General features: G+C 38.5%; 23 protein-coding genes, 6 pseudogenes and 1 other annotated feature. Of the genes and pseudogenes, 19 read left to right on the top strand and 10 right to left on the bottom strand.

What is annotated here, in order from left to right; all coding sequences use genetic code 11:
• Positions 1-199: 199 nt before the first annotated feature.
• The 3 genes from F985_RS19675 (at position 200) to F985_RS19665 (ending at position 1,864) form a co-directional block, all read left to right on the top strand.
• Positions 200-502 (top strand): type II toxin-antitoxin system RelE/ParE family toxin, encoded by a 303-nt coding sequence (locus F985_RS19675; RefSeq protein WP_000286963.1) that lies wholly within the window; start codon positions 200-202, stop codon positions 500-502.
• Positions 503-784 (top strand): addiction module antidote protein, encoded by a 282-nt coding sequence (locus tag F985_RS19670; protein WP_000985610.1) that lies wholly within the window; start codon positions 503-505, stop codon positions 782-784. It begins immediately after the preceding gene.
• A 306-nt stretch (positions 785-1,090) separates the two neighbouring features.
• Complete coding sequence (locus F985_RS19665) at positions 1,091-1,864, top strand: hypothetical protein (RefSeq protein ID WP_228128586.1); 774 nt, start codon at positions 1,091-1,093, stop codon at positions 1,862-1,864.
• Here F985_RS19665 and F985_RS19660 read toward each other — a convergent pair.
• Entirely contained in the window at positions 1,832-2,764 is a 933-nt protein-coding gene (locus F985_RS19660; protein ID WP_004704262.1) for an IS5-like element ISAba13 family transposase, read from the bottom strand. The two genes, F985_RS19665 and F985_RS19660, sit on opposite strands and share 33 nt — an antisense overlap.
• 41 nt (positions 2,765-2,805) lie before the next feature.
• Here F985_RS19660 and F985_RS19655 point away from each other — a divergent pair, with 41 nt between their 5' ends.
• From F985_RS19655 to F985_RS19640, 4 genes are all read left to right on the top strand, one after another.
• Positions 2,806-3,801 (top strand): YiiX/YebB-like N1pC/P60 family cysteine hydrolase, encoded by a 996-nt coding sequence (locus tag F985_RS19655; RefSeq protein ID WP_004704261.1) that lies wholly within the window; start codon positions 2,806-2,808, stop codon positions 3,799-3,801.
• Between the two features lie 220 nt (positions 3,802-4,021).
• Entirely contained in the window at positions 4,022-5,230 is a 1,209-nt protein-coding gene (locus F985_RS19650) for an IS256 family transposase (RefSeq protein ID WP_004704260.1), read from the top strand.
• A 42-nt stretch (positions 5,231-5,272) separates the two neighbouring features.
• On the top strand, positions 5,273-7,939 hold the full coding sequence (locus F985_RS19645; protein ID WP_025469209.1) for an excinuclease ABC subunit UvrA: 2,667 nt from the start codon (positions 5,273-5,275) through the stop codon (positions 7,937-7,939).
• Positions 7,940-8,101: 162 nt separating this feature from the next.
• Positions 8,102-8,902: an IS5 family transposase gene (locus tag F985_RS19640; RefSeq protein ID WP_031944556.1), complete on the top strand. Its 801-nt coding sequence runs from the start codon at positions 8,102-8,104 to the stop codon at positions 8,900-8,902.
• 9 nt (positions 8,903-8,911) lie between these two features.
• On the opposite strand, the gene F985_RS0104675 is transcribed toward F985_RS19640, so the two are convergent.
• Together F985_RS0104675 and F985_RS19635 are read right to left on the bottom strand one after the other, a co-directional pair.
• Positions 8,912-9,427 (bottom strand): IS630 family transposase, encoded by a 516-nt coding sequence (locus F985_RS0104675; protein WP_050559959.1) that lies wholly within the window; start codon positions 9,425-9,427, stop codon positions 8,912-8,914.
• A complete protein-coding gene (locus tag F985_RS19635) occupies positions 9,424-9,750 on the bottom strand; it encodes an IS630 transposase-related protein (protein WP_004703692.1) in 327 nt (108 codons plus the stop codon). Before F985_RS19635 ends, F985_RS0104675 begins: the two co-directional genes overlap by 4 nt.
• A 36-nt stretch (positions 9,751-9,786) precedes the next feature.
• Between F985_RS19635 and F985_RS25805 the strand changes: the two are divergent.
• Positions 9,787-9,927: pseudogene (locus F985_RS25805) on the top strand (IS5/IS1182 family transposase); the annotation flags it as partial.
• Positions 9,928-10,060: 133 nt separating this feature from the next.
• Here the strand turns inward: F985_RS25805 and F985_RS19630 are convergent.
• Complete coding sequence (locus tag F985_RS19630; RefSeq protein ID WP_001202406.1) at positions 10,061-11,224, bottom strand: zinc-dependent alcohol dehydrogenase; 1,164 nt, start codon at positions 11,222-11,224, stop codon at positions 10,061-10,063.
• Between the two features lie 697 nt (positions 11,225-11,921).
• On the opposite strand from F985_RS19630, the gene F985_RS19625 reads away from it, so the two are divergent.
• The gene (locus F985_RS19625; RefSeq protein WP_001223318.1) at positions 11,922-12,623 is read left to right on the top strand and encodes an IS1-like element ISPa14 family transposase; all 702 of its coding nucleotides are present in this window, start codon (positions 11,922-11,924) and stop codon (positions 12,621-12,623) included.
• Between the two features lie 1,047 nt (positions 12,624-13,670).
• Here the strand turns inward: F985_RS19625 and F985_RS19620 are convergent.
• From F985_RS19620 to F985_RS25395, 3 genes and pseudogenes are all read right to left on the bottom strand, one after another.
• Positions 13,671-14,375 carry an IS6 family transposase gene (locus F985_RS19620; RefSeq protein ID WP_004704254.1) on the bottom strand — a complete coding sequence of 235 codons (705 nt, stop codon included), beginning with the start codon at positions 14,373-14,375 and terminating at the stop codon, positions 13,671-13,673.
• 52 nt (positions 14,376-14,427) lie between these two features.
• Positions 14,428-14,926, bottom strand: a pseudogene (locus F985_RS25800) (cation:proton antiporter domain-containing protein); the annotation flags it as partial.
• 39 nt (positions 14,927-14,965) lie between these two features.
• Positions 14,966-16,185, bottom strand: a pseudogene (locus F985_RS25395) (IS3 family transposase).
• Positions 15,794-15,910: a sequence feature (AL1L pseudoknot), on the bottom strand. Its footprint overlaps the pseudogene before it by 117 nt.
• A 75-nt stretch (positions 16,186-16,260) precedes the next feature.
• Between F985_RS25395 and F985_RS0104655 the strand changes: the two are divergent.
• From F985_RS0104655 to F985_RS19585, 6 genes and pseudogenes are all read left to right on the top strand, one after another.
• A pseudogene (locus F985_RS0104655) lies at positions 16,261-16,485 on the top strand (IS1 family transposase); the annotation flags it as partial.
• Between the two features lie 14 nt (positions 16,486-16,499).
• Positions 16,500-16,650: pseudogene (locus tag F985_RS26350) on the top strand (RNA-guided endonuclease InsQ/TnpB family protein); the annotation flags it as partial.
• A 268-nt stretch (positions 16,651-16,918) separates the two neighbouring features.
• Complete coding sequence (locus tag F985_RS19600; RefSeq protein ID WP_001133624.1) at positions 16,919-17,194, top strand: metal/formaldehyde-sensitive transcriptional repressor; 276 nt, start codon at positions 16,919-16,921, stop codon at positions 17,192-17,194.
• Positions 17,195-17,215: 21 nt separating this feature from the next.
• Entirely contained in the window at positions 17,216-18,328 is a 1,113-nt protein-coding gene (locus F985_RS19595) for an S-(hydroxymethyl)glutathione dehydrogenase/class III alcohol dehydrogenase (RefSeq protein WP_000842147.1), read from the top strand.
• A 228-nt stretch (positions 18,329-18,556) separates the two neighbouring features.
• Positions 18,557-19,396: an S-formylglutathione hydrolase gene (gene fghA / locus F985_RS19590; RefSeq protein ID WP_000402508.1), complete on the top strand. Its 840-nt coding sequence runs from the start codon at positions 18,557-18,559 to the stop codon at positions 19,394-19,396.
• 323 nt (positions 19,397-19,719) lie between these two features.
• Positions 19,720-20,022 (top strand): putative quinol monooxygenase, encoded by a 303-nt coding sequence (locus F985_RS19585; RefSeq protein ID WP_004704245.1) that lies wholly within the window; start codon positions 19,720-19,722, stop codon positions 20,020-20,022.
• A gap of 85 nt (positions 20,023-20,107) precedes the next feature.
• Here the strand turns inward: F985_RS19585 and F985_RS26210 are convergent.
• Positions 20,108-20,433, bottom strand: a pseudogene (locus F985_RS26210) (IS3 family transposase); the annotation flags it as partial.
• A 183-nt stretch (positions 20,434-20,616) separates the two neighbouring features.
• Here F985_RS26210 and F985_RS19580 point away from each other — a divergent pair.
• The 3 genes from F985_RS19580 (at position 20,617) to F985_RS19570 (ending at position 23,864) form a co-directional block, all read left to right on the top strand.
• Entirely contained in the window at positions 20,617-21,774 is a 1,158-nt protein-coding gene (locus F985_RS19580) for an iron-containing alcohol dehydrogenase (RefSeq protein WP_004704243.1), read from the top strand.
• Between the two features lie 84 nt (positions 21,775-21,858).
• Positions 21,859-22,536, top strand: a complete 678-nt coding sequence (locus tag F985_RS19575; protein ID WP_000699624.1) for a type 1 glutamine amidotransferase domain-containing protein — start codon at positions 21,859-21,861, stop codon at positions 22,534-22,536.
• 200 nt (positions 22,537-22,736) lie between these two features.
• Complete coding sequence (locus F985_RS19570) at positions 22,737-23,864, top strand: alkene reductase (RefSeq protein ID WP_004704242.1); 1,128 nt, start codon at positions 22,737-22,739, stop codon at positions 23,862-23,864.
• Between the two features lie 83 nt (positions 23,865-23,947).
• On the opposite strand, the gene F985_RS19565 is transcribed toward F985_RS19570, so the two are convergent.
• Both F985_RS19565 and F985_RS19560 read right to left on the bottom strand, forming a co-directional pair.
• Positions 23,948-24,178 carry a hypothetical protein gene (locus F985_RS19565; protein WP_001087973.1) on the bottom strand — a complete coding sequence of 77 codons (231 nt, stop codon included), beginning with the start codon at positions 24,176-24,178 and terminating at the stop codon, positions 23,948-23,950.
• A gap of 104 nt (positions 24,179-24,282) precedes the next feature.
• Positions 24,283-24,891 (bottom strand): TetR/AcrR family transcriptional regulator, encoded by a 609-nt coding sequence (locus tag F985_RS19560; RefSeq protein ID WP_000804053.1) that lies wholly within the window; start codon positions 24,889-24,891, stop codon positions 24,283-24,285.
• Positions 24,892-25,032: 141 nt separating this feature from the next.
• Between F985_RS19560 and F985_RS19555 the strand changes: the two genes are divergently transcribed.
• Complete coding sequence (locus tag F985_RS19555) at positions 25,033-26,052, top strand: NADP-dependent oxidoreductase (RefSeq protein WP_000859511.1); 1,020 nt, start codon at positions 25,033-25,035, stop codon at positions 26,050-26,052.
• Positions 26,053-26,067 lie beyond the last annotated feature (15 nt).

Genomic DNA, 26,067 nt, shown 5'->3' with positions numbered 1-26,067 from the left:
ATGCCGAGTCGTAAAGCTCAGAAAGCTGTTATTGAACAAAGAAAGTTAAATCCTGTGCTTGACTCTTGTGGTTAAAAACAGGACATTTTAAATGGTTTATCGCATAGACATTTTAATTGGTGAATAACATCAGTGCCTCAGGCCTAAAGAACCAAGTTTATGTCTTGCAAAAACGTATCCTATAGGATACATTTTGCTTATGTACTCAATATATACCACAGAAGCCTTTGATGATTGGTTTACCAAGTTAAAAGATCAACAGGCAAAAAGACGCATACAAGTCCGAATTGATCGGGTTGAAGATGGGAACTTTGGAGATACTGAACCAGTCGGTGAAGGTGTTTCTGAGTTACGTTTCTTCTTTGGACCTGGCTATAGGATTTATTACTGCAAGCAAGGGCAAAGGGTCGTTATTCTCTTAGCAGGCGGAGATAAGTCTACGCAAAGTAAAGATATAAAACTTGCCCTACAATTAGCACAAGATTTAGAGGAGGAGCTGTAAATGGCTATCAAACTTCGTAAATGGGATAGTGCTGAGCATCTTAAAACAGAAGAAGATATGCAAGCTTACCTACAAGCCTGTATCGATGAATCTAATGGTGATGCTGCATTCATTGCTAAAGCTTTAGGTAACATTGCTAAAGCTAAAGGAATGGCTCAATTATCACGAGATACAGGTCTAGGCCGAGAAAGTCTTTACAAAGCACTTTCTGGTGATGTTAACCCTAGTTTTGATACTGTGATTAAAGTTGTAAAAGCACTGAATTTACGCTTAGCAATTTAAAAAAAGTTATTTAAAAATGGAGCTTTAAGCTCCATTTTTAAATTTCATATAAGGTGTATTATGTTAATTTTAGGAAAACTGTAAAATGCCATTACTTGGAGTTCTTTTTAAAACTACTGAAATAGACCCAAATGATATTAAATGGAAAATTTGGAAAGAGTTAGGATAAAAAACTTAAAAAAAACGAAAACATATAAAATAAACTATATATATTAGTAATTTAAATAAATTTTTAATATAATAAACTCTACTTATTGAGAATAACTGAATATGAGATATTGGATCTTTCCTTTACTAATGCTAATGATGTCAAATTATTCAAACGCAACTGAGGACAATACAATTGAAATCTCACTTATTCAGAATGATTACAATGCATGGTTAGATAAAGGAAAAACATTCATTAAATGGGATGAAATTATAAAAAAATCTCCTGAAAATGCTGTAACTCCAGACGAAGTTCAAAAAGATTTTGAAGAAAATCAGGTCTTATTTTATAAAAAATATAGTAATAAATGGTTCAGAATTAAAGGATCAGTACAAAATGTACAAATAGAAAATAATGAAGTTTTTATCAATTTAAATAGCAAATACCATACTTTTAGAGCCTATACAGAACAAACCGACTACGCTTCTGAATTAAGGAAAAATGATCAAGTAGACCTATATTGTTTTAATGGTATACACAATAAAAAAATACTCGCTCCTTACTCAGCATCAAAGTGTATGAGTTACGGAGCTTATATATTAAAAGATAAAGCTACTGCAAAAGAATATTTTGATAAAGTTAAGTTATCAGAAGAATATAAAGAAATTCAATTAATAAGCTCCATTCTATATAAAATAGTACCAAAAGATAAATTAAATCAATACTGTACTTCTTTAAAAAATAACGATAAATGCGTTGATATGTTAAATAATTCTTTTAATGATACTAAGAGTCTAAAAACCTTAGAAAAAATTTCAAAAGACTGTAAAAAAAGTGAATCTAAAACGGCTTTGTTGCACAAAGATTTAAAAGTTAAGACTTCTCATATCTACTCAAATTTAAGTGACAACTCGGGTATGTGGTCTGCCTAAGTCCGTAAATTTATTTAATACTGCCATACGTGCATGAATCTCATTGACTTGGCTTTGAAAATTTCTCGCACTGAGTTTATTCCCCAATAATTTGATGCAATGCATCTTAGTTTCAACCAAACTTCGCCGATGATAGCCTGACCATTTCTTCCAAATAGTTCTTCCTGAACGTTTAACTGTTCGAAGCAACTCATTGCGTTCTAGCGAGCTCATCTTTTTATCTTTCCATGGCTTCGCATTTTTTCTTGGTGGAATCACTGCATGTGCTTGCCGATCCGCAATGACCTGTCGGCACTGTTTGGTATCATAAGCTCCATCGGTATAGACGGAGTCAACTCTCTCGTCTTGTGGAATCTGATCGAGTAAATCACCAAGTACCTGTGAATCACTCACATTGTTGGTTGTGAGCTGAACAGCGCGTATTTGTAAGGTTTTAGCATCTATACCAATATGTAATTTACGCCATTGGCGACGATATTCAGGCTGATGTTTTTTACGCTTCCATTCACCCTCACCTAAGAATTTCAGACCTGTAGAGTCAACGATTAGATATAGTCCATCACAACTTTTTTGATAGCTAATCACAATATCAATATGCTGTTGTCGTCTACAAATTGTAGTGTAGTCTGGCGCTATCCAATTTAACCTACAAAGATGGATGAGACTTTGAACAAAGCCAGTGACCATGCGTAAAGACAATCGAAAGAGAGATTTAATCATTAGGCAGCATTGGATAGCTGCGTCGGAGTAAGTTTGATTTCGTCCTTGTTTGCCTTTTGATGGGGCATACCATTGCGTAGCAGGATCAAACCAAATGGCAATATTTCCACGATTAATGAGAGCTCGGTTATATGAAGACCAATTGGTTGTGCGATAAATTTTAGGTGTCGACTTATTCATTTGAAAATTATATTGTGGAATAAGCCTTTAGAGATAGGTTTGTGCAACAAAGCCACTTCAAATCAGTAGATATTTACCGTAATAGCAGTATATTGGAGCAAATTCTTAAAAAGGAAATTTTTGTGGAAAGTAAAGTTCAGCAGCAGTATTTAGCAATTCATAGCCAACTAAATATAGGAGATATAATTTTAGTCACAGGCTCAAAAAAACCATCGAAATGGCTGGTTAACGCTCAAAAACTTTATTATAAAAAAGCCCAAAGTAGCCATGTGATGATACATATAGGGGATGGAGTTATTATTCACGCTACGACAGTAAAAGGAGTTCACTTCTCGCCTTTATTAGAAGAGCTAAATGATTGTGAAACAACATGGAGAGTCTTACGAAATAAGAGTTTAGCTGATATAGATGAAAATAATTTATTGAGATCTTCTTTGAAGTTTTTTAATCAAAAATATAATATAAAATTTCTAGAAGTACCTGAAGAAGGTGCTGATATAAATAATACGGAAAGTTCTTTTTGTTCTGAGCTTGCAAGTAAGTTTTTTGAAAGTTTAGATATTAGGATTGCTGATCATTTAGAAAGAAAAGTCTTTCCTTGTAATTTTGACCAATTTTTTGATTCAATTTCCAGTAATTCAGATTGGATAGATGTAACTGAAATATATAAAGAAATTATTACGTTACCATGTCAAGATGAATATTTAATCTCTTGTAAAGCAGCTATTGCCCATATGTCTTTAATGCTAATGAAAAGACAATATCTAGCTCCTTGGCGTGAGTTTAGCTATAGCTTTATTGCCGATTTTGCAAAACAAACCGGCAATCAACAGTTGAGTAAGTTAAGTGATGAAATGCGAGATAAGTTAAAGAATAGAGAGTTAGATATGTGGTTTGATAAAGATAAAAATTTTGGTCAACAAGAGCCTCCTTCAGAAAAAGAATTGTCCGATAGTCTTAGTAAATTTATGGGATTGTATGATGTTGCTGGAGAGAGTCTGAATGAAATTTTTGATTTAGCAAAAAAGAAGAAATAATTTTAAAGAATTATTTATATTTCCTAAAATTAACATAATGGGCGTTATATGAAATTCAAAAAATGATACTATTTTTGTGATAATTAAATAAATTTTAGGTGAACATAAGTTAAATAGAGCTTATATCCGCCATATAATTTTAAGGGGGACTGTTCTAAATTTTGTGTAAGTACTTAATTTTCATTTATCCTACTGAGGATAATAAAAAGAGGTACTTCACATGGATGAAGCTACAATCAAAAGTATGGCAGCTGAATTAGCTAAAGGTTTAAAAACTCCTGAAGATTTAAACCAAATGACAGCCATATTTAAAAAGTTCATGATCGAAACCGCTCTGAATACTGAGCTTTCTGAACATTTAGGCTATGAAAAGCATCAACCTAAGAAAGGATCTAATGCACGTAATGGTTTTAGCTCCAAAACAGTTCTAACACAAGATGGGCAGCTTGCTTTAGATATCCCTCGTGATCGTGACGGCTCTTTTGAACCACAGATTATTAAGAAGCATCAAACGCGCATTACTAGCATGGATGATCAAATTCTTTCGCTATATGCGAAAGGAATGACAAATAGAGAAATTGTTGCTTTTTTTAAAGAAATGTACGATGCCGATGTATCTGCCTCCCTTATTAGTAAGGTAACGGATGCTGTCATTGAACAAGTGACAGAATGGCAAAATAGAACACTCGATAGTCTTTATCCTGTTGTCTATTTAGATTGCATTGTTGTTAAGGTTCGTCAGCATTCAACAGTAATCAATAAATCAGTTTATTTAGCATTAGGCATTAACTTGGATGGCCAAAAAGAACTTCTTGGCATGTGGCTTGCTCAAACAGAAGGTTCCAAATTCTGGCTGTCAGTCATGACAGAGCTTAAAAATCGAGGAGTGCAAAATATTCTTGTTGCCTGTGTAGACGGGCTAAAAGGCTTTCCTGATGCGATAGCTTCTGTCTACCCTCATACTGACATCCAGCTGTGTATCGTGCATGTTGTACGCAATAGCCTGAGATTTGTGAGCTGGAAGGACTACAAAGCTGTAACAGCAGGATTGAAGGCGATCTATCAGGCAAGTACAGAAGAAAATGCTTTAAATTCCCTAGGTATCTTCTGCGATCAATGGAATCATCAGTATCCAAAAATTGGAGAATCCTGGCGGGCAAATTGGGAAAATATCCGAACGATCTTTAGCTATCCTGCTGAAATACGTCATGCGATTTATACAACAAATGCAATTGAATCATTGAATAGTGTGATCCGCCATTCAACTAAAAAGAGAAAGATCTTCTCTTCTGATGATTCAGTGAAAAAGGTCATTTATTTAGCAACTTCAAATGCTGCTAAAAAATGGACCATGCCAATTCAAAATTGGCGTTTAGCAATGAATTGGTTTACGATTCAGTTCGATGATCGATTAAAAGATCATTTATAAAAAATGGGACTAACACAAAATAATTTACAGGCTCGTAGAAACATGAAAATACATTCTTTTGGTGAACACAATAACATTACTTTATCTAATAATTGTATTGAAGTTCGAGGTGCACGTGAGCATAACCTTAAGGATGTAGATGTTTCTATCCCAAGAAATGCACTTGTTGTTTTCTCAGGTGTATCGGGTTCAGGAAAATCATCACTTGCTTTTGGAACTATTTTTGCTGAAGCACAAAGAAGATATTTCGAATCTGTTGCACCTTATGCAAGACGCTTAATAGATCAGGCCGGAGTACCAGATGTTGATGCTATTGATGGTCTACCACCAGCAGTAGCATTGCAACAACAACGTGGTGCAAGTAATACCCGTTCTTCTGTTGGAAGTGTAACAACTTTATCAAGTCTCGTGCGAATGATTTATTCGCGTGCTGGTGCATATCCTGCCGATCAGCCAATGTTATATGCCGAGGACTTTTCACCGAACACTCCTCAAGGTGCTTGTCCTACCTGTCATGGTTTAGGTCACATTTATGAAGTTACAGAATCGACAATGGTTCCTGACCCAACACTCAGTATTCGTGAGAGAGCTATCGCATCATGGCCACCTGCTTGGCACGGGCAAAACTTACGCGATATCCTAGTAACCCTAGGGTATGATGTTGATCGACCATGGAAAGATTTACCGCAATCGGATAGAGACTGGATTTTATTTACTGAAGAAACCCCAACAGTTCCTGTCTATGCTGGTTTAAGCCCCGCTGAGACTCAATCTGCACTTAAACGTAAACTAGAACCCAGCTATATGGGCACTTTCACTGGTGCTCGTCGCTATGTCCTTCATACTTTTGCTAATACCCAAAGTACGTTGATGAAAAAACGTGTTTCACGTTTTATGGAAGGAAAAATATGCCCTTCCTGTCATGGTAAACGCCTTAAACCAGAAGCCTTATCTATTACCTTTGCTGGAGTAGATATTGGTGAGTTTATGCAACTTTCTTTGGATAAGTTAACTTGCCTGCTTGAGCCCATTGTTCTAGGCAATTTCGACGCTCATGATGCTGGAGAAAAGACTAATAATAAAGTAACCCAACTTGATAGATCTGAACGAGCAACAACAGGTAGAGCAGTGCATTCTGTATCTCCAGATGTAAGACGCACGTCAGCACTTTCAGATGAAAAGAAAATTGCTGCGCAGCGTTTAGCAAATGGTGTGGTGGGGCGTTTAAATCAATTACGCCAGTTAGGTCTTAGTTATCTAACATTAGATAGAGCCACACCGACTCTTTCAGCGGGAGAGTTACAACGTTTGCGTTTAGCAACACAATTAAGTTCTATGCTATTTGGTGTAGTTTATGTACTGGATGAACCGTCTGCTGGATTACATCCTTCAGATAGTCAGTCATTATATGATTCTCTCGATAAATTAAGAGACGCTGGAAACTCCGTATTTGTTGTAGAGCATGATTTAGAGCTCATGCGTCGTGCTCAATGGTTAGTGGATGTTGGACCAGATGCAGGAGAGCAAGGTGGTAATATTTTATATAGTGGAGTACCTCAGGGTTTAAGTGAGATTTCAGCTTCACGTACTGCAAGTTATTTATTTAATAAAATCCCAGTTACTCAAAGTTATGGACGTACACCCTCTGGTTGGCTTGAACTTAACAATATTTACCGACATAACCTGCATAATATTGATGCTCGTATACCTCTTGGTGTACTTACAGCAGTTACAGGTATTTCAGGTTCAGGTAAATCTAGTCTCGTTTCTCAAGCTTTACCCGAGTTAGTACTTTCATATTTAGGCAATGAATCTGAAACTGAAAACAATAATGAAAATAATCCTTTAAATGAAGGAATGTTGGTTACCGAGGTTACACAGGGTTCTCTGGCTGGTGATGTGGAGGCTATACAGCGTCTGGTACAGGTTGATCAAAAACCAATTGGCCGTACTCCACGTTCTAATCTGGCAACTTATACGGGTTTATTTGATCATGTTAGAAAGTTATTTGCTGGGACTCCTGAAGCTCGCCAAGCTCATTATGATGCTGGACGTTTTTCGTTTAATGTGGCTAAAGGGCGATGTGAAACTTGTGAAGGTGAAGGCTTTGTCAGTGTAGAATTATTGTTTATGCCAAGTGTATATGCCCCTTGTACGACATGTCATGGTGCTCGATATAATGATGACACTCTGAAAATTCGCTGGAATGGACGTAATATTGCTGAAATATTAGGAATGACCGTCAATGAAGCACGTGATTTTTTTGATGGAGAGGTCTCGATTGCTCGTTCACTACAATTATTAAAGGAAATTGGCCTTGGTTATTTACGTTTAGGGCAACCAGCGACTGAACTATCTGGTGGAGAAGCGCAACGTATTAAATTGGCGACCGAGCTGCAACGCAATCAGCGTGGAAATACACTGTATATACTTGATGAGCCAACTACAGGTTTGCATCCATCAGATGTAGATCGATTGTTAGTTCAATTGCAGCGATTAGTCGATGCGGGTAATACCGTGGTTATGATTGAGCATGATATGCGTGCCGTTGCACAAGCAGATTGGATGATTGATGTGGGACCAGGTGCTGGAAATGCTGGTGGGAATATTGTTGTGGCAGGAACACCAAAACAAATAACAGAAAATCAAGATAGCCGTACTGCTCCATATTTAGTTAATGAGTTAGTGAGTCGTGATACTAAACATTGATATTGCGAGTGGGTAGAATAAAACCTTAAATTAAAAGCCTGTAAAATCAATCAGATATTTTTTTTAGGTGGTGTGTGAGCATGAAATCTAAAATTTTTTTCAACTAAGGGCTTTGTTGCACAAACCTATTTCTAAAGGCTTATTCCACAATATAATTTTCAAATGAATAAGCCCGCACCTAAAATCTACCGCACAACCAATTGGCCCGCATATAACCGAGCACTCATGAGTCGCGGAAATATTGCCATTTGGTTTGATCCTGCTAAGCAATGGTATGCGCCATCAAAAGGCAAACAAGGGCGAAATCAAACCTACTCCGACGCAGCCATCCAATGCTGCTTAATGATTAAATCCTTATTTCGTCTGTCTTTACGTATGGTTACTGGCTTTGTGCAAAGTCTCATCCATCTTTGCGGATTAAATTGGATAGCTCCAGATTACACTACGCTTTGTAGAAGACAAAAGCATATTGATATTGTAATCAGCTACCAAAAAAGTAGAGATGGGCTGCATCTACTCATGGGCTCTACAGGCATGGAGTTTCTAGGTGAGGGTGAATGGAAGCGCAAGAAACATGGACCTGAATATCGTCGCCAATGGCGTAAACTACATATTGGTATAGATGCCAAAACCCTGCAAATACGAGCATTTCAGCTTACAACCAATAATGTCAGTGATTCACAGGTGCTTGGTGATTTACTTAATCAGATTCCACAAGATGAGCGGATTGACTCTGTTTATACCGATGGAGCTTATGACACCAAGCAATGCCGTCAGGTCATTGCAATTGCAGATCGGCAAGCGCATGCGGTGATTCCACCAAGAAAAAATGCGAAGCCATGGAAAGATAAAAAGATGAGCTCGCTAGAACGAAATGAATTACTTCGAACAGTTAAACGTTTAGGCAGGATACTATGGAAAAAATGGTCAGGCTATCATTGGCGAAGTTGGTTGAAACTATAGTCAAACCGCTTAATTACCCATACACTCGTTAAAAAAACGACTAAAAAGCTTATCTATTGAGTTAACCAACCACTTTTTCCTTTTTGCTTTCACCCATGCCCACATTTTTTCAATAGGATTAAGGTCAGGACTATACGGTGGTAACCAAAGTATTTGATGCCCATGTTGGGCTAATAGATCTTGTATATCTTGTCGTTTATGGAAGGCTGCATTGTCCATGACAATTACACTATTCGAGGGTAATTCTGGTAATAAAAACTGATCTACCCAAAAATGAAATATATCCGAATTTACTTTGCTATCAAATAAACCAACTGCAAATAACTTACCCTCATGGATTGCTCCTATTGCATTGGTTTGATTTTTTAATTGCCAATTATATGTTCCATAACAAGGAGTTCCCTGTTTTGAATAACCCTGAGGTCTATGTTCATGAGATTTAAATCCACTTTCATCTAGATAGATGATCGGGTGTTTACACCTTAATCGGTTTAAATCTTTTAAATACTGCTCTCTGAGTTCTATTTTTGTTTCCGGGTGCCGTAAGGTCTTTTTTTAACTGTGATATTTAGACGCTTGAGCGCATCTCCAATTGTAGAATTACCACAACCAAAACGAGCAGCGCGTTCATATTGATAATCATCAGGATATTGCTCAACATCTGCACGTAAGGCATCATCATCAACTTTAGATGGTTTTCTTGGTCGAGTTCTTTTTATTTCGATTCGCTTTTTCCATTCGACAATTGTGTTTTTATTAATTTCGAAGTGCTGAGCAACCGCTCGGATAGATTGACCTTCTTCAAGCTTGGCTAATATTTTCTTTCTAAAATGTATTGGATAACTCATATCGGTATTGTATTGGTTTTTTGACGTGCGGACTATAAGATGCATTGCATCAAATTATTAGGAGATAAACTCAGTGCAAGGAGTTTTGATAGCCAAGTCAATGAGATTCATGCACGTGTAGCAGTGCTCAACAGATTTACGGAATCAGGTCGACCATTTACCCAAGTTACGCCTTAAATTTGGCTCAATTAGGGGCGCTTTGCATTTCAAATCTTTGTGCAACAAAGCCCTTAAAAACAAGAAAAAGAGGATTGATAAAATGATGATAAAAAATAAAAAAGCGCCTGATGGCGCTTTCCTTTAATCATATTTATGGCGTCAGAATTACTTTACGACAGTCTTCTTCTTTTTTATCAAAAATACGGTAACCTTCCGCAGCATCTTCCAGTTTCATGCGATGGGTAATAATCAGATCTGGAGACAGATCTCCATTTTCGATATGTTCTAGCAACTGCGGCAAGTAATTATGCACATGAGTTTGTCCCATTTTAAAGGTTAAACCTTTGTCAAAGGCATCACCAAACAGGAAGCCGTGAATTGGACCGGCATAAACTCCAGGTACACTCACCACACCGCCGCGGCGGACCGCTGCAATACATTGTCTTAACGCTGAACCACTCGAACCTTCTAATTTCAGGTTAGTCATTACAGTTTCCAGCATGCTGCCTTTGGCTTCAAAACCGACCGCATCAATGACGGCATCGACTCCACGATAACCCGTGGTATTTTGAATGATAAATTCAGCGGCATCGACTTCATCAAAATTGACCGGAATCACCCCATAGGTTTGATGTGCGAAACTCAGACGATAAGGATGGTGATCGACCATAAAAATCTGCTCGGCACCGAGCATCCGCGCACAGGCAGCAGCCAGCAGACCGACTGGGCCAGCACCATAAATCGCCACACTGGAACCTCGACCAACTTGGGCATTGTTCACTGCTTGCCAGGCGGTTGGCAGAATATCAGTCAGGAATAATACTTTTTCATCAGGCAGGGAACCTGGCACTTTAAATGGTCCGATATTGCCCTTGGGAATCCGTACATATTCAGCCTGACCACCCGGTATACCACCATACAGATGGCTAAAGCCAAATAAAGCTGCCCCTGGTGGAATCTGTTTTTTATTGAGAATTGCACCACGGCCGGTATTGGTATTTTCACAGGCAGCCATTAGTTCATGTTCACAGAAAAAACAGTGACCACATGCAATCACGAAAGGAATAATTACCCGGTCGCCTTTTTTGACTTCTGTGACTTCAGGGCCGACTTCTTCTACAATTCCCATAAATTCATGGCCGAAAATATCGCCATCTTCAGTGGCCGGAATTTTACCCCGGTATAGGTGCAGATCTGAGCCACAGATGGCAGTCGCTGTCACCCTTAAAATGACGTCATCTGGTTCCTGAATCACTGGATCTGGAACGGATTCAACTCGTACATCCCGAGCACCATGATAGGTAAGAGCACGCATGCGGATTTCCTCTTTCTAGTTCAACATTAAACAGACTCGTATCAAGGCTGCCAAAAATAAAAAACACTTTTATTAGAGCCTTATGCACCAAGAAATCGCTGTAAATTAATGTATGAAATAAGACATCCGAGTGTATAAAAAATAAACTTATATAGGGTTTACGTAATTCGTGACCTTATGTGTCGAATGAATAGAAAAGAACAGAATTAAAGAAACATCTAGTAATTTCTATAACTTATAGATTGTTAATTCTGTGCTATCTATTATTTTTAGAAATAAATGTCCCTAACATAATCATAGAGGTACTAACTCCTACTATTACTAAACTCATGAGTATTATTTCTATACTTAATATCTCTGTCCAATGGCTATGGTCACTCCACGGAATATATATGCCATGTCCAAATAAAAAATTTATAGTGCATAAAATAAGGAAGCTAATGAGAGTGGATATTATCAAGGTAACTATAAGATTTTTCCAAACCTCCTTATTTTTAGAAAGAGTTATTACTTTAATCGTTATACTCTGTAAATAAATATCGTAGATTTCAGCTCTAAAAATTTGATTTATTTAACAATATTTTAGTATTTGGCGTATTTTGCCACTGAATATTATTTGATTAGTACACAAAATAGTGGGTGGTGTTTCAAAAAGTATGCTGAAACAAAGCAGGTTGAATTTTGATAAAATAGAGAAATGCGAATAACTCTAGAAATCAAATGTCCAACCTGCCTCAGTGACAGTATAAAGAAAAATGGCATCAAAGTAGATGGGAAACAAAACTATCAGTGCAAAGACTGTAAACGTCAGTTTATTGGTGACCATGCTCTGAGCTATCTAGGATGTAATTCAGGCATTACTCGAAAAATATTACAGTTGATGGTCAGAGGTAGTGGTATACGAGATATCGCTGAAGTTGAGCGAATCAGTATCGGTAAAGTTTTACGTACTTTAACCGAATCGACCTACCAAATTCAGCCTAAACAAAGTCATTATGAGTCTCTTGAAGTTGATGAGTTTTGGACTTTTGTGGGAAATAAAAATAATAAACAATGGCTTATTTACGCCTACCATCGAGAAACAGGTGAGATTGTTGCTTATGTTTGGGGTAAAAGAGACTTAGCTACAGTTCAACGATTGAAAACAAAGCTTAAACAATTAGGTATTCACTACACCCGAATTGCAAGTGATCATTGGGACAGTTTCATAACTGCTTTTAAAAACTGCAAGCAAAGTATTGGTAAATTTTTTACTGTAGGTATTGAAGGTAATAATTGCAAAATAAGGCATCGAATTAGGCGTGGTTTTAGAAGGAGTTGTAATTTTTCAAAAAAGATTGAAAACCATTTTAAAGCTTTCGACTTAACCTTTTTTTACATCAATAATGGCTTCATTTAATGTCAGCATACTTTTTGAAACACCACCAAATAGTGAACAGAAACTAGCTGTGGTTTCTTGTTGGCTTTCAAAGATCTTTAGTTTATAAGCCCACCTCACTTTCCTTGAGTGGGCTTTTTTTTATGCTATTGCTTCGCTCGGCAAATATTTTTTAAACAAAAAAATGATAAAGAAGCCTTTTAGATACATCTTTTAAACATTTTGATTCATATTGCATTTATAATAAATATGCTAACTAGTTGTTCCATTCCCTCAGAGGTTAGTAAAAACTATTGTTTCAGCATGAAATAATGATTTGGCCCACTTCTGTGGGTTTTTTAATGCCTTAAAACGCTCTCGTTTGCCCTCTAAGGTCTTTTTCATTTCATATTTTTTACAATTATGATTAGTCAAGAAATGGATCAGATATGAAGTTAACGCGCTTAAATGGTTTAATCACTTATAATTGATTCATGAATCCTTTGTTTTTCCTTGTCATTTTCTATCTTAACGGCTAAGGCTAATACAATTATCATTGTGATGAGACAGATTATTTTGATCTTCATTTTTCTGCCTCCACTTAGAAATAACTTAATGAATATTAGCATTTTAACTCGATACTTTGAAGTATGATTAAGCCTTGTTTCAAAGTCGAGTTATTTTGCGAGGCGGTGATCTGATTAGTAATGATAAAAAATAAGTAAAGTACCACTCACCTGATATTTTTTAGGGTCGATTAGGTACCAGTCATAGGTTTTTTCTTTAATGTTATTCGGTTCAAATAAGTACACAGCTTTTTAGTCATAATTCTGATTAATATTTTTCCATCACACTCTTTGATTTGTAGCGGATATTTTTAAGTATAGTCATATCAACTCTATGTTCGTCTAGTTCATCTTTGCTTGGTACATACAGGAATATTGCCAAAAAGAACACCATAAGAGAGCTTGTAATCAGAGAAAAGGTAAGGGCAAAATTTTAATGCCAGTTGATCGCTCGTAGATACTCGCTCGGTTCGGCACTGTTGCAAATAGGGATCTGAGTCGATGATTTTCCCTTCAAAAAAGCTTAGAGACCGAAAACTTTATTTACTAGCCAAACTTCTCCTAGAATATTACCGTTATAAAATAATGAAGCTTGTGCTTTGCGTAGAGCACGCATAACCTCAATACCTTTAATTGTGGCATAAGCCGTTTTCATAGACTTGAATCCCAACGTAGCCTTGATGATCCGTTTAAGCTTGCCATGATCACATTCAATCACGTTATTCTTGTATTTAATCTGTCGATGCTCCAGATCTTCAGGACACTTTCCTTCGTGTTTTAGTCGCGACAAAGCACGGCCATAGGTATGAGCCTTATCAGTGTTTATGACTCGTGGAATCTGCCATTTTTTGACATGATTCAAAATCTTACCAAGAAAACAATAAGCTGAATGGGTATTTCGTCTAGCAGAAAGATAGAAATCAAGAGTATGGCCACGTTGGTCAACTGCTCGGTATAGATATGCCCATTTGCCATTCACTTTTACGTAAGTTTCATCCAGACGCCATAAATGTCGATCTTTAGGATTACGCCAATACCAACGTAAACGTTTTTCCATTTCAGGAGCATAACGCTGAACCCAACGATAAATCGTGGTGTGATCGACATTTACTCCCCGTTCAGCGAGCATTTCCTGAAGTTCACGATAGCTGATGCCATATTTACAGTACCAAAGGACGGCCCAAAGAATGATTTCGCCCTGAAAATGACGACCATGGAAAGCATTCATCTGCTGATCCTTTAGCTAAAAGAGTATTTAGCTTACCATCAGCAGCTATTTGCAACAGTGCCACAATTGCCAATAAAGGGACAATCAACAAGTCTTCAAACAGCAGAATCGAGACAATTTTTTGTCCGCGTGGTTGAGCAATGTCTCCACGATCTCCCAAAAGTTGCATTACAATTGCAGTCGAGGTGAGTACAAAGCCTGCAGCACACACAAAACTCACTTGCCAAGAATAGCCTTAGACCAAGCCTACAGCCGTTAGCCCCAATGAACAGGCACTAATTTGTAATGTACCTAATCCAAAAATTTCTTTTCTTAAACTCCATAAATACGATGGACGCATTTCTAGTCCAATCACAAACAGATACATCACAATACCAAGCTCAGCGATATGCAGAATAGACGCAGAATCGTAGAAAAATGCCAGTCCAAATGGACCAATAATTAATCCTGCAATTAAATATCCCAATACCGAGTTTAATCCTAGGCGCTTGATTAAGGGGGACTGCGATCACTGCAGCCGTGAGCAATATGACAGGGGATAGAAGGCTGATTGAAACGTACCGGGTTTGTCGGAGACTTTTTTATTTAAGTTAGGCCACCTGACCTAACGGGTTAATCTTATCATAGTACATTGCTTCAAACTCAAAAGGCGATACATAACCCAGTGCACTGTGTACACGCTTTTTATTGAACCAATCTACCCAGTTTAGTGTCGCAAGTTGTACATCTGCTAAACCTTGCCAAACTGCTTTTAGATATTCAATCACCTATGTTTTGTATAAGCCATTCACCGTTTCAGCCAAAGCATTATCGTATGAATCGCCTGTCGTATCGACTGATGCTCGTAAATTTGCTGCTTCTAAACGATTGGTATAGCGAATGGAAAGATATTGCACACCTCTGTCGGAATGATGAATCACATTCTTTGGCATGCCTCGATCATGCAATGCTTGCTCCAATGCATCGAGCAACATATCTGTATTCATCCGTGTAGATACTTTCCATCCAACAATTGCTCGTGAAAACACATCAATAATAAAGGCGGTATAGACCCAGCCTGAATGAGTTTGAATATACGTAAAGTCACCGACCCATAGTTGGTTTGGATGATCAGCACTAAAATTACGTTTCACTAAATCATCTGCCCGTTTTTGGTCATCTCGGCTACGGGTAGTTTGTTTATTCTTACCACGCCAAACACCTTGTATACCTAGCTTCTGCATCAATCGAGCAACTGTACAACGTGCAAGCACATAGCCTTCACGTTTCAGTTGTTGCCAGACCTTACGCACACCGTATCGACCTGAACTTTCTTTCCAAATTCGCTTGATCTCCTCAGCATGATGCAAGTCATGTAAATCTCGTTTCGCTCGATGTTCTGGATTTACTGTGAGATCTAAAGTCCGGTAATAGGTTGAAGGTGCGATCGGTAAAATTCTACAAATCGCCTCGACTCCGTACAGCTGTTTATTATTATGGATAAAATCCACCATTATTTGTGTGGGCGGTCGAGCTCCGCCTGGGCGAAAAAAGCGGCTGCTTTACGTAGAATCTCATTGGCGCGTTGCAGTTCTTTATTTTCGCGTTCGAGTTGTTTGATACGTTCTTGGTCTGAAAGCTGCTGTACTTTAACTGGATTTTGTTTATCTAAATATTTTTGATACCAAACACGTAGTGTTTCAGGAGTACAACCTATCTTGGGAGCAATAGCGGTGATCGCAGCCCAATTCGATGGATAATCTTTTTCAGATTCAATCAATAATTGAACCGCTCTTTCTCTGATTTCAGGGGTATATTTTAATTTTGTCATCGGGATAGTCTCTCAGAATATTGACTCTCCGACAAACCCGGTACGGTTCACTACTTTGAAAAGTGATATGTGCTGAAAAAAACAGGAGAAATTGTTACTTATGTTTGGGGTAAAAGAGATATAGCTATAGTCCAACGACTAAAGGAAAAGTTGAAACAGTTAAGTATTCACTATACCCGAATTTCAAGTAATCAATGGGATAGTTTTATCACTGCATTTAAAGACTGTCAGCAAAGTATTGGTAAGTTTTTCACTATAGGTATTGAGGGAAATAATTGCAAAATAAGGTATCGGATTAGATGTGTTAGTTCAGTATTGAGTGTGGCTTTAGCAAGAATACGGATATTAATGCTTCTCGCAATATTCTAGCGGTAGGACATACCACTTTGTCTGTGGAGGAAAGATGCGGTAAAGGTCGCTTTGTGAAGCAGAAAGCATGCCTAAATCCGTGAGGAAGTCGCCTAAGAGCTTTTGCTTTTAAAATCCCTGAGAAACATGTTTCGTAAAGAGTTAGTTGAAAGTGGGGGGATTATGTTAGAAGTTTAATTTTATAAGCTATTGTAAAGATTCGGAAAGTTAATTATAGCATCCAGTTGCAGAGCCAATAGTGACTTCATTTAATCTCAGCATACTTTTTGAAACACTACCTAAATTTTTAAGGTTTATAAAAAATATTGTTCTTTTTTATACTATGGGGTACTATAGTATCAATGCTAGCAAATAAGGAGGTCTGATGCCTAATCAGGTCGAAGACAAAAAAAAGATTCTTCTACGCGTCAGAAAGATCAAAGGTCAGACACAAGCGATTGAAAAAGCGCTAGAAGACAATGTGGAATGTGGTGCGATTCTGCAACAAATATGCTCTGTGCGTGGTGCTATTAATGGTCTAATGAATGAGATGTTAGAGGTTCATTTAAAGGACACTTTAGTATCAGGTGAAACCACAGAACAACAACGAAAAGAAGAATTGGCTGAAATCGCCAAGATTCTAAAATCATATTTAAAATAGATCTGTATAAGGAATTATTCCATGAAGTCACGTGCTGCCGTTGCGTTTGGTCCTGGTCAACCTCTTCAAATTGTTGAAGTTGATGTTGCACCACCGAAGAAAGGTGAAGTATTAATCAAGATTTCCCATACCGGTGTGTGTCATACAGACGCATTTACTTTATCTGGCGATGATCCTGAAGGCGTTTTTCCGGCTATTCTCGGGCATGAAGGTGCTGGTGTCGTAGTTGAGGTTGGTGAAGGCGTGACTAGCGTCAAACCAGGTGATCATGTAATTCCACTTTACACCGCTGAATGTGGCGAGTGCCTATTCTGTAAATCTGGAAAATCGAACTTGTGTATTTCCGTTCGAGAAACTCAAGGTAGAGGCGTAATGCCAGATGGCACCACTCGTTTTTCTTACAATGGTCAACCGATTTACCACTATATGGGCTGCTCAACGTTCAGTGAATACACGGTAGTGGCAGAAGTATCATTGGCTAAAATCAATCCTGAAGCCAATCACGAACATGTCTGCTTACTAGGTTGTGGTGTAACAACGGGTATCGGTGCAGTACACAACACGGCTAAAGTACAAGAAGGTGATAGTGTTGCGGTCTTTGGTTTAGGTGGTATTGGTCTAGCAGTCGTACAAGCCGCACGTCAAGCTAAAGCAGGACGTATTATTGTGGTTGACATGAATCCAGATAAATTTGTGCTGGCAAAAGAGTTTGGCGCAACGGACTTCTTGAACCCTAAAGACTACGATAAACCAATCCAGCAAGTAATTGTCGAAATGACTGGTTGGGGTGTAGATCATTCATTTGAATGTATTGGCAACGTGAATGTAATGCGTGCAGCCCTTGAAAGTGCACACCGTGGCTGGGGACAATCTGTAATTATTGGTGTAGCTGGCGCAGGTCAAGAAATCTCTACCCGTCCATTCCAACTGGTTACTGGTCGTAAATGGCTAGGTTCTGCGTTTGGTGGCGTAAAAGGTCGTACGCAACTTCCAGGAATGGTTGAAGATGCCATGAAAGGTAAAATTCAATTAGAACCATTTGTGACACATACGATGGGCTTGGATCAGATCAATGAAGCCTTTGATCTAATGCATGAAGGTAAGTCAATTCGTACTGTAATTCATTACGAATAATTCCGTCAGACCTTATAGTTTTCCATGCATGTGCATCATGAATGACATGCATGGAATCCTCTAAAACGGCACATTATCTGTAAAACCCATCTATCTGTGTAGGCATCGTGTATAGGTTCAACAAACCTGCCTACATTTTAAATCTTAATCACTATTCTCTGTGGAGAATGACAGACTCTTTGTTTACTCGATTTCTCATGAAGTCTTGCTCAACATAGGTAATTGATTATGGAAATAATTGAGAAACATGCTTCTTTTGGTGGATCGCAAGAAGTGTATTGCCATCAGTCAACAGCATTAAACTGTTCAATGAAATTCTCAATATATCTGCCACCTCATGACAAAGATGAGCGGTTGCCAGTTTTATATTGGTTATCAGGGCTGACTTGCAACGAACAGAACTTTATTACTAAAGCCGGAGCACAAAAGTATGCGGCTGAACATAAAGTCATTATTGTTGCACCAGATACCAGCCCACGTGGAGAAGATGTACCAGATCATGCAGATTATGATTTAGGCCAAGGTGCAGGATTCTATGTGAATGCAACACAAGCACCCTGGTCACAGCATTTCAAAATGTATGATTATATTGTGGAAGAGCTCAGAAATCTGATTGACCTGAATTTTCCGACCAACCAAGTCCAAAGCATTATGGGGCATAGCATGGGTGGTCATGGTGCATTAGTCATTGGGTTAAAAAACCCTGAGCTGTATAAAAGTATTTCTGCTTTTGCACCAATTGTTGCACCTAGCCAAGTACCTTGGGGGAAAAAGGCTTTCACACACTACCTAGGTGAAAACGAAACTTTATGGAAAAGCTATGATGCGATTGAATTAATCAAAAACGCGGAAGTTCATTTACCTATTTTAGTCGATCAGGGAACAGCTGATGATTTTCTTGAAGAACAGTTAAGACCTAAGCTGCTTAGTGATATTTGTTTGGAACAAGAATATCCTCTTACACTTAACCTAAGAGAAGGGTATGACCATAGCTATTACTTCATTGCGAGCTTTATAGAGAAACATATAGAGTTTCACAGCAAATTCCTAGCAAAAAAACTTTCATAGATATGAGGATATACATGTTGTTCTTGAATGCTTCTTGAGCAATATAATCTCCAGATGAAGAGGTCAGCTTATAAATCTAAGGTAGAGTCAATTGATCCTTATATAACTAAGATTGAATTTAATCATCTCATATCTTGATTTTTGATTCAAATGTTAATGATATTAACTTGAATAAATTCATAGCATTATGTCGAAATAAAAACCTAAATTTTGGCTCAGCTATGGGAAATTTTTTTAACTTTTATACAACAAAACTTTCTGACATGCATACATTAGCAATGTCAGAATCAGTTTGAATTCTAATCAATTTTGGAGTTTTAGTCATGCTTAAAACAGCTTTATATGTGCGTCTTGAAGCTAAACCGGGTAAAGAAGAAGAAGTGGAAGCTTTCCTTAAAGCCGGTTTACCTATTGTAATGGAAGAACCTGCGACCGTTGCGTGGTTTGGCCTACGTCTTGGACCTACAACATTTGGTATTTTTGATGCATTTCCTGATGAGGTGGGTCGCCAAGCGCATTTATCTGGCAAGGTTGCAGCTGCTTTGATGGCTCAGGCCGAAGAGCTATTTTCAGAGCCACCGTCTATTGAAAAAGTAGATGTTTTGGCGAGTAAACTACCAGCTTAAACCGACGCTTAAATGTATGAGTGTGCTGCCTGAAATTTTGAATGAAAGGCAGCACTTCAACCCTGTGAGGTTTGTCAGAGGCTTTTTATTCAAGTTGGGCTACTTTATTTATTGGCTTAATCTCATCGTTTACATGGGTCAATATCCAAAACAGGGTAAATAAACGAATGAATCCACATGCCTTATATTGAACCAATCTATCTAATTTAGCGCTGCATTTGTACATCTGCTAAACCTTGCCAATCTGCTTTTAAAATATTTAATCATTGCTATTTTCTATGAGCCATTCACTGTTTCAGCCAATGCGTTCACGACCACGTCAATAGTCATACGTGTTGATATCTTCCATCCAACAATCGCTCGTGAAAATACATCAATAATAAAAGTGGTATAGAACAAGCCTGAATTTGTTTAAGCATCACTCAAGTTGGCAAGCTGAAATAATTTTTTAAAAAATAGACGACTGGTCTATTTTTATGTATAGTTAGCACATGGTGTAGGCAAAAGCCGCAGTATTGTCCAATTTTTTAAAGTTTATTTGATGAATAACGGTGGCTTTTCAAATCAATTAGCTGATCATCCTAGGATAAAAATATGCTGAATTTTAACTTTTATAATCCGACCCGCATTATTTTTGGTGGCGATACAATAGCTGAAATCAATGACTATGTGCCTACAGAAGCAAAAGTGTTAATGTTATTTGGTGGTGAAAGTGCACGTAAGAATGGTACTTTAGCTGAAGTGCGTGAAGCATTAGGTGCAAGAGAAATTCATGAATTTGGCGGAATTGAGCCGAATCCGAGTTATGAAACCCTCATGAAAGCTGTAGAGCTGATTCGAGAACAAAAGATTGATTTCTTGATGGCTGTCGGTGGTGGATCGGTAATTGATGGTACTAAATTTATTGCAGCAGCAGTCAATTATACAGGGGATACATGGGAGATTTTAGAAACCCATGGTACTAAAATTACTCAAGCTTTGCCTTTTGCGAGTGTACTCACCCTTCCGGCAACTGGTTCAGAAATGAATAGCGGTGGTGTAGTAACCAGAAAATCGACCCAAGCCAAATTGTCATTTAGCAGTCCCTATGTTTTTCCGCAATTTTCCGTACTAGATCCGAATAAAACCTTTAGCTTGCCGACGCGCCAGTTGGCTAATGGCGTGGTGGATGCATTTGTTCATGTCATTGAACAGTACTTAACTTACCCTGTGAATGCACAAGTACAAGATCGTTTTGCCGAAGGTCTATTGCAAACTCTGATTGAGATTGGACCGAAAATCTTGGAAGATTCAGCAGATTATGACACGCGTGCGAATTTGATGTGGTCTGCTAGCATGGCACTGAATGGGCTGATTGGAGCTGGTGTACCACAAGATTGGTCAACCCATTTGATTGGACATGAGCTCACGGCTTTACATGGTATTGATCATGCTCGTACCTTGGCCATTGTGTTGCCAGCCAATCTACAAGTGCGTCGTCAAGAGAAGCGAGAAAAATTACTACAGTATGCAGCTCGTGTCTGGCAGATTGTCGAAGGTGATGAAGAACAATGTATTGATACGGCTATTGCTCGTACTCGAGCCTTCTTTGAGCAACTTGGATTGCCGACTCGTCTTAGCGATTATGGACTGGGGGAGACAGATATTGAGATCATCATTACGCAACTTAAATCACACAATCTGACACAGCTAGGCGAACACAAAAATGTTTCATTAGAGATCAGTCGCCAAATTCTTGCGACGAGCATCTAAATAAGCTATCTGGCATGCTCACGCCACACAGCAAGTGATCATGCAACAATGCTCCTGAATCATGAAAATTATCGGAGAAATAACATGAAAATTTTAGTCGTTTTAACCTCACATGATCAACTTGGCAATACTGGTAAGAAAACAGGTTTCTGGCTAGAAGAACTTGCTGCACCGTATTACACCTTTATTGACTCTGGTGCTGAAGTTACGCTGGCGTCGCCTCAAGGTGGGCAGCCACCACTAGATCCTAAAAGTAATTTAGCCGATGCGCAAACTGAAGCCACTCATCGTTTTGAAGCTGATCCAACTGCAATGCAAGCATTGGCACAGACGCATAAACTTAGCGAAATTTCTGTAGCTGATTATGATGCAGTGTTTTATCCAGGCGGGCATGGTCCATTGTGGGATTTAGCAGAAGATCCGATTTCAATTTCTCTGATTGAACAGGCGATTCAGTCTGGCAAACCTGTTGCAGCAGTGTGTCATGCCCCAGGTGTTCTTCGTCATGTGAAAGCGAGTAATGGAGCGCCTTTAGTCAGCGGTAAATTAGTCACTGGTTTTAGCAATACTGAGGAGGCTGCTGTAGGCTTGACTGAAATTGTACCATTTTTAGTCGAAGACATGCTTAAAGAAAATGGTGGTCATTATTCTAAAGTAGATGATTGGCAAGTACATGTTCAAGTAGATGGCTTGCTGGTTACTGGACAAAATCCAGCCTCTTCTGCTGCAACTGCTACAGCATTACTTCAATTGTTGAAATAAAGAGTAGCTAGCGTCTGTTGTGGTGCTTAGCAGTGAATAACTTCTGACTCTGAGCAACTGGCGCAATAAGCAAAATAACCCTCACTTAATGGTGGAGGGTCTGAGTTAATAGCTTTCTTTCCTTTATTTTTCTATATACAGGAAGGAAGGGTATTTTTTAATTTAGATCAATTAAGTCATGATTATTTGGATACAATGAAATGAAAGACAGCATACTTTTTCAAAACTTAAGCTTAGGCCCTTATGTTTTGCGAAACCGTATTGTATTGCCACCATTAACGCGGTCGCGCAGTACTCAGCCAGGGAATATTCCAAATGAACTGATGGCAACCTATTATCAACAGCGTGCCGGGGCAGGATTTATGGTCACCGAAGGTACGCAAATCGAGCCACGTGGTCAAGGCTATGCTTGGACTCCCGGTATTTACAGCCCTGAACAGATTGCTGGATGGCGTAAAGTGACTGAAGCAGTGCATGCTAAAGGAGGCATTATTTTTGCACAACTTTGGCATGTTGGGCGTGTTTCACATACATCTTTGCAACCTAATCATGCATCACCGGTCGCACCCTCGGCTATTAGGGCTGATAGTAATGTTAAAGTGTTTATTGAGACCGGGCCTAATGCTGGGACCTTGGCTGATCCTTCAATGCCACGTGCTTTAAGCAATGCAGAAGTTAAAGAATTAGTGCAACTCTATGCTCAAGCAGCACGCAATGCCTTGGCTGCTGGTTTTGATGGAGTTGAAATTCATTGTGCAAATGGTTATTTGGTGAATCAATTTATCTCTTCACATAGTAACCACCGTGAAGATGAATATGGTGGATCACTAAACAATCGTTTGCGTTTTTTACGTGAAGTAGTAGAGGCAGTTGCTGAGGTGGTTGGTGCAGATCGTTTAGGAGTGCGTTTTGCCCCGCTATTTGAAAGTACAGAGGAAGATCGTGTTTACATAGGGTTGGTTGAAGATGATCCACATGTGACTTATATTGAAGCCATAAAAATACTTGAAGAAGTTGGGATTGCCTATTTATCGATTGCAGAAGCTGATTGGGATAATGCACCAGAACTTCCTCATGATTTTCGTAGAGATGTCAGAGACACTTTCAGTGGTCGGATTATTTATGCAGGTCGATATACGGCAGAAAGAGGGACTCGAATTTTAGAGGCAGGACTGGCCGATTTAATTGCATTTGGACGCCCATTTATTGCGAATCCAGATTTACCCGATCGCATCGCCAATGGCTGGCCATTGAATCCAGTAGATGCAAGCACTATGTATGGTGGGACAGAAAAAGGCTATATTGATTATCCAGCTTACGCAGATTAGTATTGACTAAGTGAGTTATTTTGCCAACCACAACGGTTGGCAAAATAAGGACTTAGGATTGCTGTTGCCAGCATAAATTCTTCTTAAAACAAATTCTTAAAATTTTTTAGCTGTGTAATGAGCCAACCTGCCAGTGGGAAAGAAATCAGTTGCGTTACTGGCACCAATACTATGACTTCAATCAACACCATCATCGGGAAACTTTGATGCTGAGTAATTGGCTTTAATAAAGTGAGTACCAGTAATAGTGTGGGATATAAGCCTAAATATCCGACTAAAATACGAGTCATGAGGGCTTTAGAAGGAGAATTCATTGTGCGCTATACTCATGGATTGTAAATTGATCTAATAGCAACACATTAATAAGTAATCATTGGGCTGCTGTCATTAATTATGTAATTGATATTTAATCTAATTTTTACGAGACTTCACTTTTTAATAGAAATTTAGTTGCTCTCAGAGCTTGATGTAATGGTGTTTTATCTTTTTGCAACTTACTCAGTAATGCTGCACCTAACCACATTTGGTAAAGTACTTGTGCCAAAGTCGAGGCCTCAGTATCTGCTTGGATAGACTGATCCTGTTTTCCCAAATCAATTAAACCAGCAATACGCTCGATTACATCATCCACGCCAGCGGACATAATGGAACGCATATCTTCAGATAGATCGGCAACTTCTGCGGCAAGTTTCACAATTAAACAACTATCCGCCCAACCACACTGTGTTTCAGGATCTTCTATCCATAAATTAAAATACTCAATCAGCTTTTGATAAGGAGATTTATCGCTACGCCATACATCATTTAAACGGACTTGGTAATTATCCACATAATGCTGTACCAATTCACATCCGAAAGCTTCCTTGGATTGGAAATAATGATAAAACGAGCCTTTGGGGATCTCACAGCTCTGTAAAATTTCCTGTAATCCTACACCAGTAAAACCTTTATGCAAAATCAGGTCTGAACTGGTGTTAAGAATGTGTAAGCGCTTCGCTTCAGACTTTTTAATAGGATTAGGCTTCATATTAATTATTTACTCTATTATAAAAAATAGACCAGTCGTATTGTTTTTTATTATAACTCCTCTACAATGGATGTAAAGAAATTTTAATCATAATTTTTGATTGTGAAGGGAAGTAATTCTAAATAAAACATGGAGTTATGTGTGAAAACAGTTATTAATCAACGCATCGTTTTAGCTAAACGGCCAGTGGGTGAGCCAAAACACAGCGATTTTCGTATTGAACAAGTTGAGCTCAATGAACTTAAACAAGGCGAGATATTGTTAAAAACCATTTACTTGTCACTCGATCCTTATATGCGTGGTCGCATGAGCGATGCTCCTTCATATGCAGCACCGGTTGAAATTGGCGAAGTGATGGTCGGTGGAACAGTCAGTCAAGTAGTGGCCTCTAAAAACCCAAAATTCAAAGAAGGCGAGTGGGTTTTTTCAGGAAATGGCTGGCAGGGCTACGCAATTTCTAATGGGACTGCATGTCAAAGCTTAGGTATGCAACCTGAACATCCATCTTGGGCATTGGGTATTTTGGGAATGCCAGGATTTACTGCTTATATGGGGTTGTTGGACATTGGTCAGCCTAAAGCCGGTGAAACTTTAGTCGTTGCAGCTGCAACGGGACCTGTTGGTGCTACGGTTGGACAGATTGGCAAACTTAAAGGTTGTCGCGTGGTTGGCGTCGCAGGTGGGCCTGAAAAATGCCGTTATGCAGTAGAAGAACTCGGCTTCGACGCTTGTATCAATCATCATGATGAAAATTTTGCAGAACAATTACAACAAGCAGTTCCGAACGGTATTGATATTTATTATGAGAATGTAGGGGGTAAAGTGTTTGATGCGGTATGGCCATTGCTTAACTCTGCGGCACGTGTACCGGTGTGTGGTGTGGTTTCCCAGTATAACGCTACCGAGCAAGTACAAGGGCTAGACCGTTTACCGGGCTTTATTTCCACCCTTTTAAAAAAGCGTATTCGCATGCAAGGCTTTATTATTTTTGATGATTATGGCAGTCAGTATCCGGAATTCTATCAGCAAATGTTTGAATGGTTGAAAGACGGAAAAATCAAATATAAAGAGCATATGGTGCAAGGTTTAGATAACACGATCAATGCTTTCAATGGTATGTTGAAAGGCGAAAACTTTGGCAAAGTGGTTGTAAAAATTTAAAAAAATAGGAATTAT

This window comes from Acinetobacter seifertii, assembly GCF_000368065.1.
Taxonomy (GTDB): domain Bacteria; phylum Pseudomonadota; class Gammaproteobacteria; order Pseudomonadales; family Moraxellaceae; genus Acinetobacter; species Acinetobacter seifertii.
The sequence above is the reverse complement of the archived record's forward strand: the minus strand, read 5'-3'. Positions and strand labels throughout refer to the sequence as shown.